Annotated in this window: 14 protein-coding genes; 5 read left to right on the top strand and 9 right to left on the bottom strand. The window is 63.1% G+C overall.

Translation table 11 applies throughout. From position 1 onward, the window contains the following. Nucleotides 1–45: 45 nt before the first annotated feature. From ABD884_RS17655 to ABD884_RS17645, 3 genes are all read right to left on the bottom strand, one after another. Entirely contained in the window at nucleotides 46–3,732 is a 3,687-nt protein-coding gene (locus ABD884_RS17655) for a TM0106 family RecB-like putative nuclease (RefSeq protein WP_345054999.1), read from the bottom strand. Between the two features lie 76 nt (nucleotides 3,733–3,808). After that, a complete protein-coding gene (locus ABD884_RS17650; RefSeq protein ID WP_345048651.1) occupies nucleotides 3,809–4,894 on the bottom strand; it encodes a DUF1648 domain-containing protein in 1,086 nt (361 codons plus the stop codon). Then, nucleotides 4,891–5,283, bottom strand: coding sequence for a GntR family transcriptional regulator (locus tag ABD884_RS17645; RefSeq protein WP_345048648.1), 393 nt, complete (start codon nucleotides 5,281–5,283; stop codon nucleotides 4,891–4,893). The genes ABD884_RS17650 and ABD884_RS17645 overlap by 4 nt, the downstream gene beginning before the upstream one ends. A gap of 91 nt (nucleotides 5,284–5,374) precedes the next feature. Here ABD884_RS17645 and ABD884_RS17640 point away from each other — a divergent pair, with 91 nt between their 5' ends. Both ABD884_RS17640 and ABD884_RS17635 read left to right on the top strand, forming a co-directional pair. Continuing rightward, nucleotides 5,375–5,833 carry a nucleoside deaminase gene (locus ABD884_RS17640; protein ID WP_345048646.1) on the top strand — a complete coding sequence of 153 codons (459 nt, stop codon included), beginning with the start codon at nucleotides 5,375–5,377 and terminating at the stop codon, nucleotides 5,831–5,833. A 64-nt stretch (nucleotides 5,834–5,897) separates the two neighbouring features. After that, a complete protein-coding gene (locus tag ABD884_RS17635) occupies nucleotides 5,898–6,335 on the top strand; it encodes a CBS domain-containing protein (RefSeq protein ID WP_345048644.1) in 438 nt (145 codons plus the stop codon). A 69-nt stretch (nucleotides 6,336–6,404) separates the two neighbouring features. Here the strand turns inward: ABD884_RS17635 and ABD884_RS17630 are convergent, their stop codons facing one another. Beyond that, nucleotides 6,405–6,701, bottom strand: coding sequence for a hypothetical protein (locus tag ABD884_RS17630; RefSeq protein WP_345048641.1), 297 nt, complete (start codon nucleotides 6,699–6,701; stop codon nucleotides 6,405–6,407). Nucleotides 6,702–6,816: 115 nt separating this feature from the next. On the opposite strand from ABD884_RS17630, the gene ABD884_RS17625 reads away from it, so the two are divergent. Then, nucleotides 6,817–9,204 carry a Tex family protein gene (locus ABD884_RS17625; RefSeq protein WP_345048638.1) on the top strand — a complete coding sequence of 796 codons (2,388 nt, stop codon included), beginning with the start codon at nucleotides 6,817–6,819 and terminating at the stop codon, nucleotides 9,202–9,204. A 372-nt stretch (nucleotides 9,205–9,576) separates the two neighbouring features. Here the strand turns inward: ABD884_RS17625 and ABD884_RS17620 are convergent, their stop codons facing one another. Continuing rightward, nucleotides 9,577–10,482, bottom strand: a complete 906-nt coding sequence (locus ABD884_RS17620; RefSeq protein WP_345048636.1) for an MSMEG_6728 family protein — start codon at nucleotides 10,480–10,482, stop codon at nucleotides 9,577–9,579. Nucleotides 10,483–10,549: 67 nt separating this feature from the next. Then, nucleotides 10,550–10,786: a PLDc N-terminal domain-containing protein gene (locus ABD884_RS17615; RefSeq protein WP_051423108.1), complete on the bottom strand. Its 237-nt coding sequence runs from the start codon at nucleotides 10,784–10,786 to the stop codon at nucleotides 10,550–10,552. A 56-nt stretch (nucleotides 10,787–10,842) separates the two neighbouring features. On the opposite strand from ABD884_RS17615, the gene ABD884_RS17610 reads away from it, so the two are divergent. Beyond that, nucleotides 10,843–11,868, top strand: a complete 1,026-nt coding sequence (locus ABD884_RS17610; RefSeq protein ID WP_345048633.1) for an adenosine deaminase — start codon at nucleotides 10,843–10,845, stop codon at nucleotides 11,866–11,868. Between the two features lie 7 nt (nucleotides 11,869–11,875). Here ABD884_RS17610 and ABD884_RS17605 read toward each other — a convergent pair whose 3' ends face one another. From ABD884_RS17605 to ABD884_RS26225, 3 genes are read right to left on the bottom strand one after another with little or no spacing between them, the layout of a single operon-like run. Then, nucleotides 11,876–12,844 (bottom strand): hypothetical protein, encoded by a 969-nt coding sequence (locus ABD884_RS17605; protein WP_345048630.1) that lies wholly within the window; start codon nucleotides 12,842–12,844, stop codon nucleotides 11,876–11,878. Then, nucleotides 12,841–13,116, bottom strand: coding sequence for a hypothetical protein (locus ABD884_RS26230; protein ID WP_376953400.1), 276 nt, complete (start codon nucleotides 13,114–13,116; stop codon nucleotides 12,841–12,843). The genes ABD884_RS17605 and ABD884_RS26230 overlap by 4 nt, the downstream gene beginning before the upstream one ends. After that, nucleotides 13,113–13,502, bottom strand: coding sequence for a DUF6318 family protein (locus ABD884_RS26225; RefSeq protein WP_425548293.1), 390 nt, complete (start codon nucleotides 13,500–13,502; stop codon nucleotides 13,113–13,115). Before ABD884_RS26225 ends, ABD884_RS26230 begins: the two co-directional genes overlap by 4 nt. Nucleotides 13,503–13,787: 285 nt before the next feature. On the opposite strand from ABD884_RS26225, the gene ABD884_RS17595 reads away from it, so the two are divergent. After that, entirely contained in the window at nucleotides 13,788–14,591 is an 804-nt protein-coding gene (locus ABD884_RS17595; protein WP_345048628.1) for a pullulanase X25 domain-containing protein, read from the top strand. The last annotated feature ends 203 nt before the right edge of the window (nucleotides 14,592–14,794 follow it).

Raw genomic sequence — 14,794 nt, 5'->3', positions numbered from 1 at the left:
GCCCAGGTTGCCCAACTGACTCGCATTTGTTGTCGTTCTGAGCCCTTATAACGACAACAAATGCGAGCTAGTTGGGCGGGGACGGTGGCACAAGCCCACAAAACCGCCCAATTGCTCCAGCCCTTCCGGCCGGGTGGGCAGGTAGTTGCTCAGCTCCGGTGAGCGCACGACGACGGCACGCCACTGACCGCGCGACACCGCCACGTTGATCCGGTTGCGGGAGAGCAGGAACTCCATGCCGCGCGGTACGTCCGCGGCAGCGGACGCCGCCATGGAGACGATCACCACGGGAGCTTCCTGGCCTTGGAACTTGTCCACTGTTCCCACTCGAACGGCTCGAAGTCCAGCAGCCTTCAGTTCGCGCTGGATGAGCTGGACCTGGGCGTTATAGGCCGCGACCACGAGGATGCCTTTTTCGAGCAACGGCCGCCCCTCAGGTGATTCCCTCGGGTCCAGCCACTCCAAACCGAGGTGTTCCTTGACCTGCCGGACTACCTCTGCTGCTTCTTCGGGCGACCTGGTGGAGTTGCCGCTGTGGGGAACGTAGACGCATTCGACGCCGGCGCGAACTCCTGACAGCCGGCGCGTGGAGGCGGCCGGCGCTGAGTGCAAGCGGCCATCGTAGGACAGCTCGGACACTGCGGCGCACAAATCCGGGTGCATCCGCCACGAGGTCGCCAGGAAGTACCCGAGATGCGGGGGCAGTGTGTGCTGGCCGTGGGCGAGCCAGCCGATGGCAGATTCATCCACCGGTTCCGGGTGCTTGCCTTGGGTGACTTGGGGTAGTTGCTGGGGGTCGCCGAGGAGCAGGAGCCTCTTTGTTGCCCGGCTCACGGCGAGGGTATTGGCGAGGGAGAACTGACCGGCTTCATCGAGAACCAGCAGGTCCAGTGACCCGGCTGCAACGGTCCGCCCGGTCATGGTCCACGCGGTACCGCCAATCAGGCAACCTGCAGGGGATCCAATCAGCCGCTCAATGTCGTCCTTGCTTTGCTGGGCCCACGGGACGGGATCCCCGTGCTTCATTTCCTTGGCGATGAGCGCGGGGTCCACCCCGGCTTTCACTGCAGCTTGGAGCAGGTTCTCCACCACGGCGTGGGATTGTGCAACAACGCCCACCTTCCACCCCTCGCGCACCAGCCGCGCGACAACGTGCGAGCCCACGTGGGTCTTGCCGGTCCCGGGAGGCCCCTGGACGGCGAGGTACGACTGGTCCAGATCCCGAACGGCCGCCGTAATGGCGTCAATATATCCGTCGTCGCCGGGTTCGACGGCGGGCAGTTCCGTGAGTGTCGCAAGCCTCGGCGGCACCCGGCGCAGCAGGTCCAAGGCTGGATCCTTCGGCCACCCTGGCAGGCTGGAACGCACCCTGAGCGCGAGCTCGCTCAAGGCTTTTCTTTGCCCATCCGTGTTGATGGGAGCATCGGGCGTCAGGGCCATGGGCAGCTGGGAGTATTCGGATGCTCCCTTGGGCAACCGCTCCGAGATGGTCACCACATCAGCCCCCTCCAAGGCACCGTCGCCGGAATCCGCTGGGTTGAGGCCTTCATCCAGGGCGTCGAGATCGCCGGCTTCGATCACCTCCGTGCCGGACATTCCCGATCTGCCGAGGGTGCTTTCGTTCTTGCCGAGGAAGGCGTCGGGGAGTGGAGGCCCGTACATCCGGAAATACTTCTTGCCGGGCGCGAAGCCTGAGCCGTCGGCAGCGTGCCCGAAGAGCATCACCTTGCGTGCGGGATTGCTGCGTGGCGTTGGCTTGGCCCAGTCCTGCAGCACTTCACCGCCTTCCACGATGAAGCAGTCCCTAGCGTCTTCCCATTCGGAGACGGGGCGGTCCAGGCGGTCGAAGTGTCCCCACCAGAATTGCTTGTCTTCCCGTCGATGAAAGCCGACAGCGGCCGCCACCATGGCCACCGCCCGATTGTCATCGCTGCGAAGTGCCTCGTCCGGCAATTGTGCAAGGTAATCCAGGAGTGCTGTTTCTTCGGGCGCAGCCTGGTACTTGGCCGGTTCGGTCTCGGCCGGTAGTTCGGGATCTGAAACAGCGGGAAGACCGGGTTCAATGGAGCGCTCCGCGGCGAGGCCCAAAAGCCAATTCCGCAGTTCAAGCGTGGAAAGGCAGTCGTATTCGTTGTAGTCGGAAATGCCCGCGAGGATTGTTTCCGCTTCATTCTCCCGGCTCGCGTCCCGGGCCGTGCAGTAGTTGGCGTAGGCAACCACGGAGGCTCCGGCGTCGGTCACGTCACCCGAGCGCAAGTGCTCGCCCATATACAGAGGTTCGAGTTTCTTGATGCTGTAGGAGTCTTCGGAGATCCGGATGCTGTGCCGCACGGTGTCGTAGAGGTCCACCAGCACCCCTTCGCGAAGGAGGTTGTCCACGGCGGCTTCGCCCACGGTGTGTATGACCGAGAGATTGCGCAGCGCGGTCTTCTCGTAGGCGGCGTAGTGGTAGATCCGCATGTCCGGATATTTCATTCGCCGTTCTTCCACGTAGTCAAGGAAGTCGATGAACGCTTGCCGTTCCTCAGCCCGGGAGTGCGCCCAGAACGGTTTGAATACAGGCTGTCTGCCCGGTTCCGTGGGATTTTCGACCACGCCGAACAAGTACTCCAGGCCCCCGCGGCCGGTCACAGGGTCTTGCCACAGGGGATCTCCTTCGAAATCGAAGAAGATGTCTCCGGCATCGGGCCGGGGGAGCCGGGCTAGGGAATTGGACTCCAGGACGGAATAGCTGATGCTCTTGGCTGTGCCGGTCTTGTCGGTGTAGTTGACGGTGCCGGAGGGTGTGGCCGTTCCAATTTGGAGACGGGCCTGTTCCTGCAGGCGTCGCGTCGCGGAATCGGCGGCGTCGGGCATCCCCGCGAGGGCGTCGATGGTGAAGATGCCGTTGTCCATGAGCTTCTTGCGGCGGGTGATCCGCATTCCGGCCACCATCAGCAGGTCCCGGTGCAGGCGCACTTGTTCCTTGCAGTAGTCGCAGCGGCCGCAGGCCGTCATCCCGGGCGCACCCCATTGGATGGGCTCAGGCTGCGATCGGTGGGCGTTCGTCAGAGCCAGGAAACGGTCGCGGCGTTCGCGGAACACCGGCAGCACATCGGAGAGTCGGTGGTTGCTGTGCACGTAGTCGAAGCCGCCATGGCCGTCCGTTCCCGCAGCGTCCCGCTGAATGGTGGCCCCAAGGACAAGGGCCAGATCCGGGGCCGGAGTAATCCCCGCTTTGAGTAGTTGCTCGCCGTAGGCAGCCAGTTGCAGCAGGGCCGTGACCTTGGCATGGCGGGCGAGCTTGGTGTCGAAAACCGCATATCTCCCGTCGGGTTGCTTGACGAGAAAATCCGAGCGCCCGTGAAACTGACCATCGAAGAACGCCGCCTGGAAAACCACCTCGGCGCCGGAGCGCAACGCCTCGATGGACTCCGCATGCTTGGCTTGCAAGGTGGCGCGATCCATCGCTTTGGCGGGAACGACGTCGTACACTCCGGTGCCCGCAAGCGGGTCCCACCACCCGAACTCCGCCACGAAACGGTCGAGCACCCTGTGCTCGTGGATATCGCCCAGTACGGCGGTGCGCTCCAGCATTTCGTCGACCTCGAAGGCGGGTTTCGATGAGCGGCCCAGCTTCTCGTCCAAGGTGCGCAGCAACTGGTACTCGCAGGTGGAGGCGGTGACGAGGTCGCTGGCGGAAAACACCAGGTCCTGCGCATGCCCTGCATGTTCTGAATCGAGAAAAAACACCGTGCCCCCAGACCGTTGAGCTGATGAAGCCAAGCTATCAGTGGGGCCCGACAAGATAGCAGCCGCGCAGCTGGGGTCAGCCGCCGAAACGCAGCGTGATCACCAGGCCTAGCAGCGCAATCACGCCGGCAAGGAGCATCGCTGCCCGGGGATTGCCGAAATTGAGGGTCCACCCCAGACCGAAGCGACGCGGGACCAGCAACGCGTGGTCTTCGCGGTTGATGTAGAAGAGGCCGCCTCGCCAGTACTTGTCGTCCTCTCGGTGGGTCAGGCCGGTGTCCTCTTCGCCTGCGTCCCGCTCGCGGTTGTTCCTGGCCAGGACAACGACGGTTACCGCGACGGCTGCCAGGATCGGGAGCACGATCACCAACGGCGCCCACGAAGTGACAGTCCCGGACCACATCAGCAGTGATGATCCCAGCATCGCCAGGTCAATCATCGCGGCCAGTCCGAGCAATGCTTTGGCACCCAATGACATGTACCGGCGGTGCCAGCGCGCCGAAGCTACCGGGTGCGCCGGGTCGATGTCGGGCTTGCTGCCGAAGAAGACGGCCGCCGCGATACCCACGAGAAGTGCGGTCACGCCGATCTGAAGGAACACCAGGGAGAAGGCGGTGCCGACCGTTTTGGCGGCCAATCGGTCAGGCATGCCCTTCGCACCGTAGTGCACCGCAAGTACCTCGGGCATTGACGGGTAGATGATGACGCCGATCACCACGGTGGCGGCCGTGACGATCGATGCCGGCGCCAGCCAGAGCCAGGGAAACCGCGGCGGATCGGTTCGCAGCCCTGTGTCCACCGCGATGCCTTGATGCAGGCCTTGGAACCAGCCCCCGGCAGCCTTGGCGGACCGGATCTCGTGGTTGGCCAGAAAGAAGCAGCCGTACCAGAAGCCGACGAGCAGCATTACCGACAACGGCAGGAGCAGCGTTTCACCGGTCAGGCTGTACATGACAAGGCAGACTCCGGCGGCGACGATCCCACTGAAGAGGACCCGCCATCGGTAGATACGGGTCTGCTTGACGATCGCCGGGTCCTCGGCAAACTGCGCCGGTACCCGAACCCCGAAAGGCACGGTCGGGCTGTTGATCGAGGGCAGCATCAGGGCGATGGCGAGCACTAGTGCCGCCAACGCGGAGCTCAGGGCGATTGCAAGGGTCATGGCATGTCTTCCGGCTGCGTAGTTTTGAATGAATCGAGTATTGATTGGCAGCTTTTGAGAACCTCGTCGGCCGGCAATCCCCTGGCGACGGCCTCGGCCAGGAGGGTCCGTGCCCTTGCGGTCCACTCCGCGGGAAACGGCGGATGCGCGACCACCGGGGTCACTACCGCGCCGGTTTTTCGGTTGAGTCGGATCAGGCCCTGCTGGCGCAGGAGGTCATAGGCTTTGTTCACGGTGTGGAAGTTGATCCCGAAGTCCGCAGCGAGCGTCCTGGTGGCCGGCAACGAGCTGCCCTCGGTCAGCTCGCCCTCGGCGATCGCTTCCACGATTTGATCGCGAAGCTGCTGGTAGATCGGCACCTCGCTGGCCAGGTCGACGTTGAGGATCATCTCTCCCACCTCCTGTCTTTATTCTATAAGTTATAGAACAATTGGGGATAGGCGGCAACGTCGATCCCTCTACCTGGAAAGCAGGCTCCGAATGACCCGGTCTGAGACGCAATCCTCCCAAGATGCCGCCTTCGAAGCGGCTTACCAAGCCGCCCGGAAGAGCCTTGGCGAAGGCGGCATTCCCATCGGTGCAGCGCTTGCCCGTGACGGTGTGGTGATCGCGAGCGGGCACAACGAGCGAGTCCAGAACGGCGATCCGATCGCGCACGGAGAAATGGCGGCCCTCCGTGCTGCCGGACGGCAGAGGAGCTACCGGGACACCACGCTGTATACGACCCTTGCGCCGTGTGCCATGTGCACCGGCACCATCATCCAGTTCAAGATCCCGCGCGTGGTGGTGGGGGAGGCCCGCACGTTCGAGGGTGAGTTCGAGCTTCTCCGGTCACGGGGCGTGGAGGTGGTGGTCCTGGACGACCAGCGGTGCGTGGACATGATGCGCACTTTCCAGGAAAAGAATCCGGAGCTGTGGGCCGAGGATATTGCGGAGTAGGCTGACAGCATCGGCGTCGGTGCCGGGGGGTCCGCGTCGATAACCAATCGATCAAGGAGGACTCATGAGTGTTGTGCGCGAATTCATGACCACCAATGTCCAGTGCGTGAAAGAAGGCCAGTCGCTTCGCGACGCGGCCATCATGATGCGCGATCTGGACGTCGGTTCCCTGCCGATTTGCGGCAGCGATGGAAAGCTCAAAGGATTCATCACTGACCGCGACATTGTGGTCAAGTGCGTTGCCGGTGGATGGGATGTTGACCGCAAGACCGCGGCAGATCTCGCCCAAGGGACGCCGATCTGGATCGATGCCGATGCCAGCATCGACGCCGCCATCGACCTGATGGAGAAGCACCAGGTCCGGCGCCTTCCGGTCATCACCGACCACAAATTGGTAGGCATCATCAGTCAGGGCGACATCGCCCGTAACTACACCGAGGAGCGCGTCGGTGAATTGGTAGAGCACATCTCCGCCAAATCTCCCATGGCGCAACTGGGCTGACTGCAACTTTCCACACCAAGCGTCACGGCCCTCCGGCCGTGGCGCTTCGCCGTTGATGGGACCCACAAACTAGAGGAACGCCTCCCGGCCGGTGCCTTCCCGAAGCACCAATTCCCCGTCCTCGATCGACACCAGCAGGCACTTTGCTTTTCCATGGAGTTTCTTGCTTGCGCTTAGCTTCCGGCTGGTGACCTCGACGCCCACAGTGGACCCCTTTGCCGGCAACTCCACGGAGATCTCCGCAGCCATGCCCAGCATCTCCCTGGTCGACACATCGCGCTCGTGGTGGGCCTCTTTGTGATTGACCGTGACTTCTACGTCATCCGAGTCGAAACCGTCCTGCAGGATGATGAGCAGTTCTTGCATGATGCGCCTCTTCCGTGAGTAGCATTCCTGACCGGCGGCCGTGCGAGTGGCAGCTCTTTCCACTACAGCACTCGCCGCCGTCTTCAGCTAGGGCAAATCCGTAAGGCAAAATGGCATGGTGACCCAACTTCCCCAGCCCCAGCCAGTTCGGCAGCACCAGTCAGCAGAAGCCGCTATTCACGCCCTGATCGCCGAAGAGCTCGGAGTGAAGTCCTGGCAGGTCAAGGCCGCCGTTGATTTGCTCGACGCCGGATCCACCGTCCCCTTCATCGCCCGGTACCGCAAAGAGGTCACCGGGACGCTTGACGACACCCAGCTGCGCGAGCTCGAGGAGCGGCTGAGGTACCTGCGGGACCTGGAGGACCGCCGTCGAACGGTTCTTGAGGCGATTGCCGCCCAAGGCAAGCTGACTCCGGAGCTGGAAGCCGCCGTCGTCGGCGCCGATACCAAATCCCGGCTGGAGGACATCTACCTGCCCTTCAAGTCAAAGCGCCGCACTAAAGCGCAGATCGCGCGCGAGGCGGGCCTTGAGCCGCTTGCCGACGCGCTGCTGGTCAATCCGCAGCTCGATCCGGAGCGCGAGGCCGCCAAGTACCTGAACGCCGAGCATTCTATTGACGACGCCTCCGCGGCTCTCGCCGGCGCCCGCTCGATCCTGGTGGAGCGGGTTTCCCAGGATCCCGATCTGGCGGAAACCCTGCGGGAGCGGTTGTGGACACAGGGCCGGATGGTATCGCGGGTGAAGAAGGGCCAGGAAACCGAAGGACAGAAGTTCAAGGACTATTTCGAGTTCTCCCAGGTGCCTTCCGGCATGCCCGGCCACCGCGTGCTCGCGCTCTTGCGCGGTGAGAACGACGGCGTCCTTGAGCTGGATCTCGCCGAGGCAGAACCAGCCGACGACGACGCCCTGGCCGCCGCGCGAGGCCGGTACGAGAACGCTGTGGCCAAGTGCCTCGGGGTCGCCGAGCGTGGCCGGCCCGCCGATTCATGGCTCGTCCAGACCGCACAAATCGCGTGGCGCTCGCGGATCCTGGACCGGCTGAGTAACGACCTTCGCGGCCGGATGTTCGCACAGGCCGAGGACGAAGCCGTCCGCGTGTTCGCGGCCAACCTCCGCGACGTGCTCCTCGCCGCCCCGGCCGGAAACCGCGCCACGCTGGGCCTGGATCCGGGACTGCGGACGGGTGTGAAGGTGGCCGTGGTTGATGGCACCGGCAAGGTCGTGGCCACCGATACCGTCTATCCGCACGCTCCGGCCAGGAAGTGGGACGAGGCCTTGGTGACGCTGGAGCGCCTGGCGCGGCAGCACGGCGTCGAGCTCGTGGCCATTGGCAATGGAACGGCATCGCGCGAGACGGACAAGCTCGCCGTTCAGCTCATCAAGGCGCTCTCCGCGTCCGGTGGCCCTACGCTGCAGAAACTCGTGGTGTCGGAGGCGGGCGCCTCGGTGTACTCGGCTTCCGCGCTTGCCGCCGCGGAACTGCCCGGCATGGACGTGTCCCTGCGCGGTGCCGTGTCCATCGCCCGGCGCTTGCAGGATCCGCTGGCGGAATTGGTGAAGATCGAGCCCAAGTCGATCGGTGTGGGGCAGTACCAGCACGATGTCACTGCGGCGAAGCTGGACCGTTCTCTGGATGCCGTCGTCGAGGACTGCGTGAACGCGGTGGGCGTAGACGTGAACACGGCGTCGCCCGCGCTGCTGGCCAGAGTGGCCGGCGTCGGGCCGCTCCTGAGTGAAAACATCGTGGCGTACCGCAACGAGAACGGCCCGTTCGCCAAGCGAGCCGACCTCAAGAAGGTGCCGCGGTTGGGCGCGAAGGCGTTTGAGCAGTGCGCGGGCTTCCTGCGGATCACCGGGGGAGCGGAACCCCTGGATGCCTCCAGTGTGCACCCCGAAGCGTACTCGGTGGCCCGGAAGATCGTGGCCGCTGCGCGCGGAGCTGCCGTCTCCTTGCTGGATCCTCAGGCGTTCGTGGATGGGACGTTCGGCCTGCCCACTGTCCGCGACATCATGTCCGAGCTCGAAAAGCCCGGCCGCGATCCCCGTCCCGCCTTCGCAGCGGCGACATTCTCCGAGGGCATCGAGAAGATCTCGGACCTCTTGCCCGGCATGATCCTGGAAGGCACTGTTACCAACGTGGCGGCGTTCGGTGCTTTCGTGGATGTCGGAGTGCACCAGGACGGCTTGGTGCACGTGTCAGCGCTGGCGAACAAGTTCGTGTCTGATCCCCGTGAGATCGTGAAATCCGGACAAGTGGTGCGCGTGAAGGTCCTGGACGCTGACCCGGAGCGGAAGCGGATTTCCCTCACGCTAAGGCTCGACGACGAACCCGGCACCGCGGGCGGGTCCGGTTCGCGGGGCGGCGGCCGTGAGGGCGGCGAGCGGCGCCCGGCGCCGCAGGTTGCGCCAGTTCGGAAGGCGGCTCCTGCGAAGACGGCTCCTCAGGCGCCGGTCAACACAGCCATGGCTGAAGCCCTCCGCCGGGCCGGGCTGGGAAAGTAGCTCAGGGTCGGAGCCTCCTAGAGCCGACGCTCCTGCATCTTTGGTGGCCGGATGGCGAACGCTCCTGCACTTTTGGTGGCCGGATGGCGAACGCTCCTGCACTTTTGGTGGCCGGATGGCGAACGCTCCTGCACTTTTGGTGGCCGGATGGCGAACGCTCCTGCACTTTTGGTGGCCGGATGGCGAACGCTCCTGCACTTTTGGTGGCCGGATGGCGAACGCTCCTGCACAAGTGTCACTTCGGACTCTAAGGGTCAGTTCTTATGTGCAGGAGCGTGCGTCGGTAGTGCCTTAAAGGTGAGCGAGCGTCGGGCTCAGCTGCCGTTCGCGTTGACGTCGACCCGCTACGGTGCCGGGACCACGGTGCCTGGATTACGGCGCGGGGATCGGGAAGAACGCCCGTGGATCCTGCAACAAGGCGGGGTAGTCGAAGTCCGAGCGATCGATGATTTTGGTGACCTCGAAGTTGCGGCCGAAACGGCCGTCTTCCAGGGTGATCGGCCGTCCGTGGATCTTGCCCATGGCGAACTTGGCGCCGCCCTCGATGGGGATGAGGACCGGCGTGTTGCCGGGAAGTGTCCTGAAGGCCTCGTCCTGGCGCTGGCGGTTGCGGGTGGGCTTCTTTTCGAGTCGCTTTGGTGCCTTCCGGGCAGTCTTGCCCGGGCGGCGGGACGTTTCGGAAGCGTACACGAATTGGTATCCGTCGCCGTCGCTGCTGGCGGCCTTGGCCTTGCCTGCGGCCGGCATGCCCACCTGCTCGATCTTTTCGGGGTCAACCTCGCCCACCGGGGCGCGAAGGACCCAGATGAAGTCGTCATAAGGGTCTTCGGGAATGAACTCGTGGCGAGGTTCCGGCCAGAGGTATTCCAAGTCCGTCGGAGTGTCGGGGAATAGCTCGGCGTAGAAGCGAGGGTCCTTTTGGAGCAGCTTGGAGCGCTGGCTCAGGTGGAAATCGGGATCGCCCAGCCATGGCGGCATCGGAATCTTCGAGACGTAGTCCGGGTGTGCTGCCTGGGGTGCGAACTCGGTGATGCTGGCGCGGGTGTTGTCTGGGTTGCCGCGGGCGACCCATTCGTCCACCATGGCCAGGCCGTAGAGAGTGAGCGCGGGAACGTAACCCATCCACATGCGAATAGCGGGGTGGGAGGGCCGGCCGAACTCGGGAATCACCAGTGCGCGGAGGATCTGCAGTGCTTCGACACGCTGCTTGCCAAGCCTTGCGGTGTCCAAGACGGCAGCACTTTGCTTGAAATCGGGGAACGGGAGGAAGGTCTGCATCCTTTCAGTTTGAGGGCCGGAGGACGCAGAACCAAGTTGGCGCGGTGTGGACTTCCCTTGAGTCGTACTATCGGGGCCGTGATGAGCGCCGTTGGACGCCCGGCGGGTGGGGCCTTCCGCCCACGAGCCAGGCAATTCCGCCGGCGACGCTTCCCAGTATGAGGATCACGATCCATACCTCTTTGGAGAAGGTTCGCATGTCCCGTCCGTCGGTCCGGCTGAAGTCCACCAGGCTGTATGTCCAGATGCCGAGACAGGCAGTAAGGACCAGCACGGGGAGCCATGTGGCGAGGGAGCTGTCCATAGGATCAGTATGCGCCGGAGATGGGGAGCGTTGAGTATTCGACTTACTCTTGTCGGGTGGAAACTATTGGCGAATCGACGACGACGGCGGCACCTCCGGTTGCCGAACTGCACCTGCACATCGAGGGGACGCTTCAGCCCGAGCTGATTTTCGCGCTCGCTGAGCGGAACGGGATTGAGCTTCCGTACGCGGATTTGGACGAGTTGCGTGCGCGGTACGAGTTCACGGATCTGCAGTCGTTCCTGGAGCTGTACTACGCCAACATGGCTGTGTTGCGCACCGAACAGGACTTTGCGGACATGACCCGGGCTTATTTGGCACGCGCCGCGGCCGGTGGAGTGCGTCACGTTGAGATCATGATGGATCCGCAGGCGCACATCTCCCGAGGGGTAGCCCTGGAGACATGCGTGAATGGGGTGGCGTCCGCACTCGCGACGTCGGTGGAGGAGTTCGGCGTCTCGACGCTCCTGATTGCCGCTTTCTTGAGGGACCTCTCTGAAGAGTCCGCGCTTGACGTCTTGGAGCAACTCCTTGCGATGAAGGCTCCGATTGCCGGGATCGGCCTGGATTCGGCCGAGGTGGGCAATCCGCCGTCGAAGTTTAAACGCCTGTACCGCCGCGCGGCTGAGGCTGGATTGCGACGGATCGCGCATGCTGGCGAGGAGGGCCCGGCGTCGTATGTGTACGAGGCTTTGGACCTGCTTGGTGCCGAGAGGATCGATCACGGCATCCGTTGTATGGAGGATACTGCGCTGGTGGAGCGGTTGGTTGCCGAGCAGGTTCCGTTGACCGTGTGCCCACTGTCCAACGTTCGGTTGCGTGCCGTGGATACTTTGGCGGATCACCCACTCCCAGCGATGTTGGCCGCCGGGCTGAATGTCAGCGTGAACTCGGATGACCCTGCGTACTTTGGCGGATACCTTGACGACAACTTCGAGCAGCTCGTTGCTGTGCACGGGTTGTCTGTGGGGGATCGGGCACGGCTGGCCGCGAACTCGGTGCGTTCATCGTTCGCGGACGATGACCGGAAGGCCGAGCTGTTGGCGGAGGTTGCCGATTGGGAGAAAGCTTCCATCAACTGAGCGGCGGTTATACGGCACCGGGGCAGCCGTCGCCGTTTGGGTTGACGATGCAGTTGTCTGCATAGCGCTTGACCTGGGAACGCCAGACTTTGACGATCTGGTTGGGGCTTGCAATCTGTGCTTGGCCCGTGATGGGAGTCCAAGCGCCGTTTCCGATGCGGTACTCGCCGTTGTAGAACGTGGTGACCGACACCGGGAAGTCGCCCGTCGCTTGGTAGGCGTGGCTAGTCCTCGTTTTCTCGCCCCAGCGGTCTTCCGGGAGATATCCCCCAGCGAACATTTGGGGTCCAACCACCGTTCCGTCGCCGTAGTTGAAGGTGTAGTCGGTGGGGGTCGCCCGGACGGTCAGAGCGGTACCAAGGACTGTGGCAGGGATCTCCTGGGTGGCGGCTTCCGCGAACACATTGGTCTCGGCACCAATGAGCGTGTGCGGACTCGGCTGAATCCCGAGGGTTGCTCCGGCGATAGGGAGCTTTTGGAAATCTGCCAGCGAGACGCCGGGGAAGGGCTGGTTGTTGGCACCTTGCGGATTCGGCTCGCAGCGCGGCGAATCGAGCGGGACCGCCCGTCCCGTCTTGCTGAAGACCATGTAGGTCTGGACCAGCGACTGATCCTTGGGACACGAATCCGGAACGCTGCAGAGGGGATCCGCGCCTAGTGACCGGTCATTGAGACAGGCCTTACGGACTTCCTCATATTGATCGGGGAGGTCCTTGCTTTCAACAACGGGGACTGCGACGCCGGGGGAGTCTTGGCTCGGGTTGTCCACTCTGGAACCGGCGGCGGCAGCGCATTTGACGCTCAGAGCCGCGGTCGAATCGAAGAGAGCGGTATCGACAATCGTTTTGCCGTCCGGGCAAGTCACGGCATTCGCTGAGGGAGTCACGGCAAAAGACCAGCCTCCGGCCACCAAAGTGGTTACGACGACAAAGATCCAGACATTGAACTGGCAATTGCCGTGACGGGCCAGTCTCATTTGGAACCTTCCGGAGTCCCAATGTCGCCGAGTTCCCAAGCCTCGTCTCGCTTGACCACGAGGAAGAGCAGGGGTTTCGGGCCTGGCTCGGCACTTGAGCTACGAACTGTTCCGTCTGCGTTGATGAAGTCCATTTTTTGTTGATTCATCCGGACATAGCCCGAGACCTGACCATATTGATTCGGTTGCATGGCAGAGTCGGCAGCAACAAAGTCAACCTGACCACCGGCTATCCATTTGCCATCTGCAAAGGCATTTTTGATCACATTCACGACATTCTTACACGTGGTGCACCCGCCCCCGTCACCTCGAACAGCGGCCCTGTGTCGCCCGTTTCGTATGCGTACGAGAGCAGCCCCACCCAATGCTTCATGAAAGCCTGGAGGCCTTCTTTGGTGTGTGCTTTGGCTTCCGCCGGCATCACGGGCAGGGGAACGTTTTGCGCTTTGCCCTTGTGGTCCGCTGGTTTGTAACTTGGGGTGGGGGAGACAGTGGGGTTGGGAGGAGAGCTCGTTGGCGGCGAAGGAGCCGGGGATCCAATGCACCCGACCAATGTCAACGCGAGCAAAACGATCGATGCGAGCGGCGCGAAGACCCGCCGCAAACGGCTTTCGTCGCGGCTTGCTCGGCGCGAGGACGCCGAAATGGGATAGGTCATGGTCTCTACTTCCCCCGATAGATTGCCAGAACTGGTTCCAAGGGTAACGAAGCCAGCACTGCGCCGTCTTGTCTCATCGTGCGTATGTGGATAACCCCGGTTCGAGGCACATCACGCCCGAGGCAGGCGCACTAAGAGGTCCGCACCCAGACCTCTTACTACCCATCAGTAAGTGAGACTCCTCAATCACTTGCCATCGTTTGGACGTAATAGTGGGTCACGACACACGGTGTTTACCAAGAACAGTGGCCAGAATTTACAGAACATTGGCAGACTGCTGGAGGAATGTTCGCCGTTGAAGGAGATCCATTGGCAGCCAAGTCCGCCGTCGAAAAAAGCAGTGTCCGCCTCAAGACAGTCCTTGACGTCTTGGCTGAAGGAACGTGGTCAGAGAAGTCGTTGAATGCCGGCGAGATCCTGGCTGAAGCGATTGTCCGCGTCCCGCTGGATACGCGCGAGAGCGAGCTCCTCAGCGGAGGCATTCCGCGCGGCCACAAGAATCTGACCGCCGAGACCGCGAAACTGGTCAAGGCCGGCTGGCTGCTCAAGGGCCGCTCGGGCTGGACCATCACCGACGACGGCCTTCGCGCAACGGTCGCATTCGCCAAACCAGAGGAGTTCGCGACAGCCCTGGCCGAGGGTACCCCCGTCCCGGCAGATACCCCTCTTCCGACCGCGCCTGCCAAGAAGGCCCCCGCCCGGAAACCAGCAGCCAAGAAGGCGCCCGCTGCGAAAGCGGCCCCCAAGAAGGCTGCCGCACCCAAAGAGACTGCCGCCGTCGAGAAGCTCGAGCAGCCGTCCGCCGTCGCGATTGCCGGTGACTTCAACACGGTTCTCGGCGCCCCCGAGGATTGGGCCCCGCAGTACGACGAGGTCCAGATGAAGTTCAACACCCGACGCAAAGTCTGGACTCTCGCCGCGACGCTGCCGGCCGGTTTCTACACCTACAAGATCGCACTGAACCGCTCGTGGGACGAGAACTACGGCGCGTTCGGCGTGCGTGATGGTGCCAACCACGAGCTAAACCACGACGGCGGCAAGGTCACCTTCACGTACGACCACGCCACGCGCGACATCGTCCTCGGCTAGCTGTAACTCCAAGTTTTCTCCAAGTCCAGATCGCAACTTGGAGAAAACTTGGAGTCCCTGTGAAGCTGCCCATGCCATCGCCGCGCTACTCCGAACTCTTCACATCGATCATCGAGAAGAGTCCTGAGCGGCTATCCGTGTCGTTTTCAGCGGTCCAGGGGCGCTGCCGCGCCGTGGGGGGTCGAAAATAGGGGGCGGTCGGC

It is taken from the genome of Arthrobacter methylotrophus (assembly GCF_039539965.1).
Taxonomy (GTDB): Bacteria; Actinomycetota; Actinomycetes; order Actinomycetales; family Micrococcaceae; genus Arthrobacter; species Arthrobacter methylotrophus.
The sequence above is the reverse complement of the archived record's forward strand: the minus strand, read 5'-3'. Positions and strand labels throughout refer to the sequence as shown.

Bases quoted from the DNA above. Each gene is read 5' to 3' on its own strand.
- ABD884_RS17650 (WP_345048651.1), bottom strand. From the start codon at position 4,894: ATGACCCTTGCAATCGCCCTGAGCTCCGCGTTGGCGGCACTAGTGCTC.
- ABD884_RS17645 (WP_345048648.1), bottom strand. From the start codon at position 5,283: ATGATCCTCAACGTCGACCTGGCCAGCGAGGTGCCGATCTACCAGCAG.
- ABD884_RS17640 (WP_345048646.1), top strand. From the start codon at position 5,375: ATGACCCGGTCTGAGACGCAATCCTCCCAAGATGCCGCCTTCGAAGCG.
- ABD884_RS17635 (WP_345048644.1), top strand. From the start codon at position 5,898: ATGAGTGTTGTGCGCGAATTCATGACCACCAATGTCCAGTGCGTGAAA.
- ABD884_RS17630 (WP_345048641.1), bottom strand. From the start codon at position 6,701: ATGCAAGAACTGCTCATCATCCTGCAGGACGGTTTCGACTCGGATGAC.
- ABD884_RS17625 (WP_345048638.1), top strand. From the start codon at position 6,817: ATGGTGACCCAACTTCCCCAGCCCCAGCCAGTTCGGCAGCACCAGTCA.
- ABD884_RS17620 (WP_345048636.1), bottom strand. From the start codon at position 10,482: ATGCAGACCTTCCTCCCGTTCCCCGATTTCAAGCAAAGTGCTGCCGTC.
- ABD884_RS17615 (WP_051423108.1), bottom strand. From the start codon at position 10,786: ATGGACAGCTCCCTCGCCACATGGCTCCCCGTGCTGGTCCTTACTGCC.
- ABD884_RS17605 (WP_345048630.1), bottom strand. From the start codon at position 12,844: ATGAGACTGGCCCGTCACGGCAATTGCCAGTTCAATGTCTGGATCTTT.
- ABD884_RS26225 (WP_425548293.1), bottom strand. From the start codon at position 13,502: ATGACCTATCCCATTTCGGCGTCCTCGCGCCGAGCAAGCCGCGACGAA.
- ABD884_RS17595 (WP_345048628.1), top strand. From the start codon at position 13,788: ATGTTCGCCGTTGAAGGAGATCCATTGGCAGCCAAGTCCGCCGTCGAA.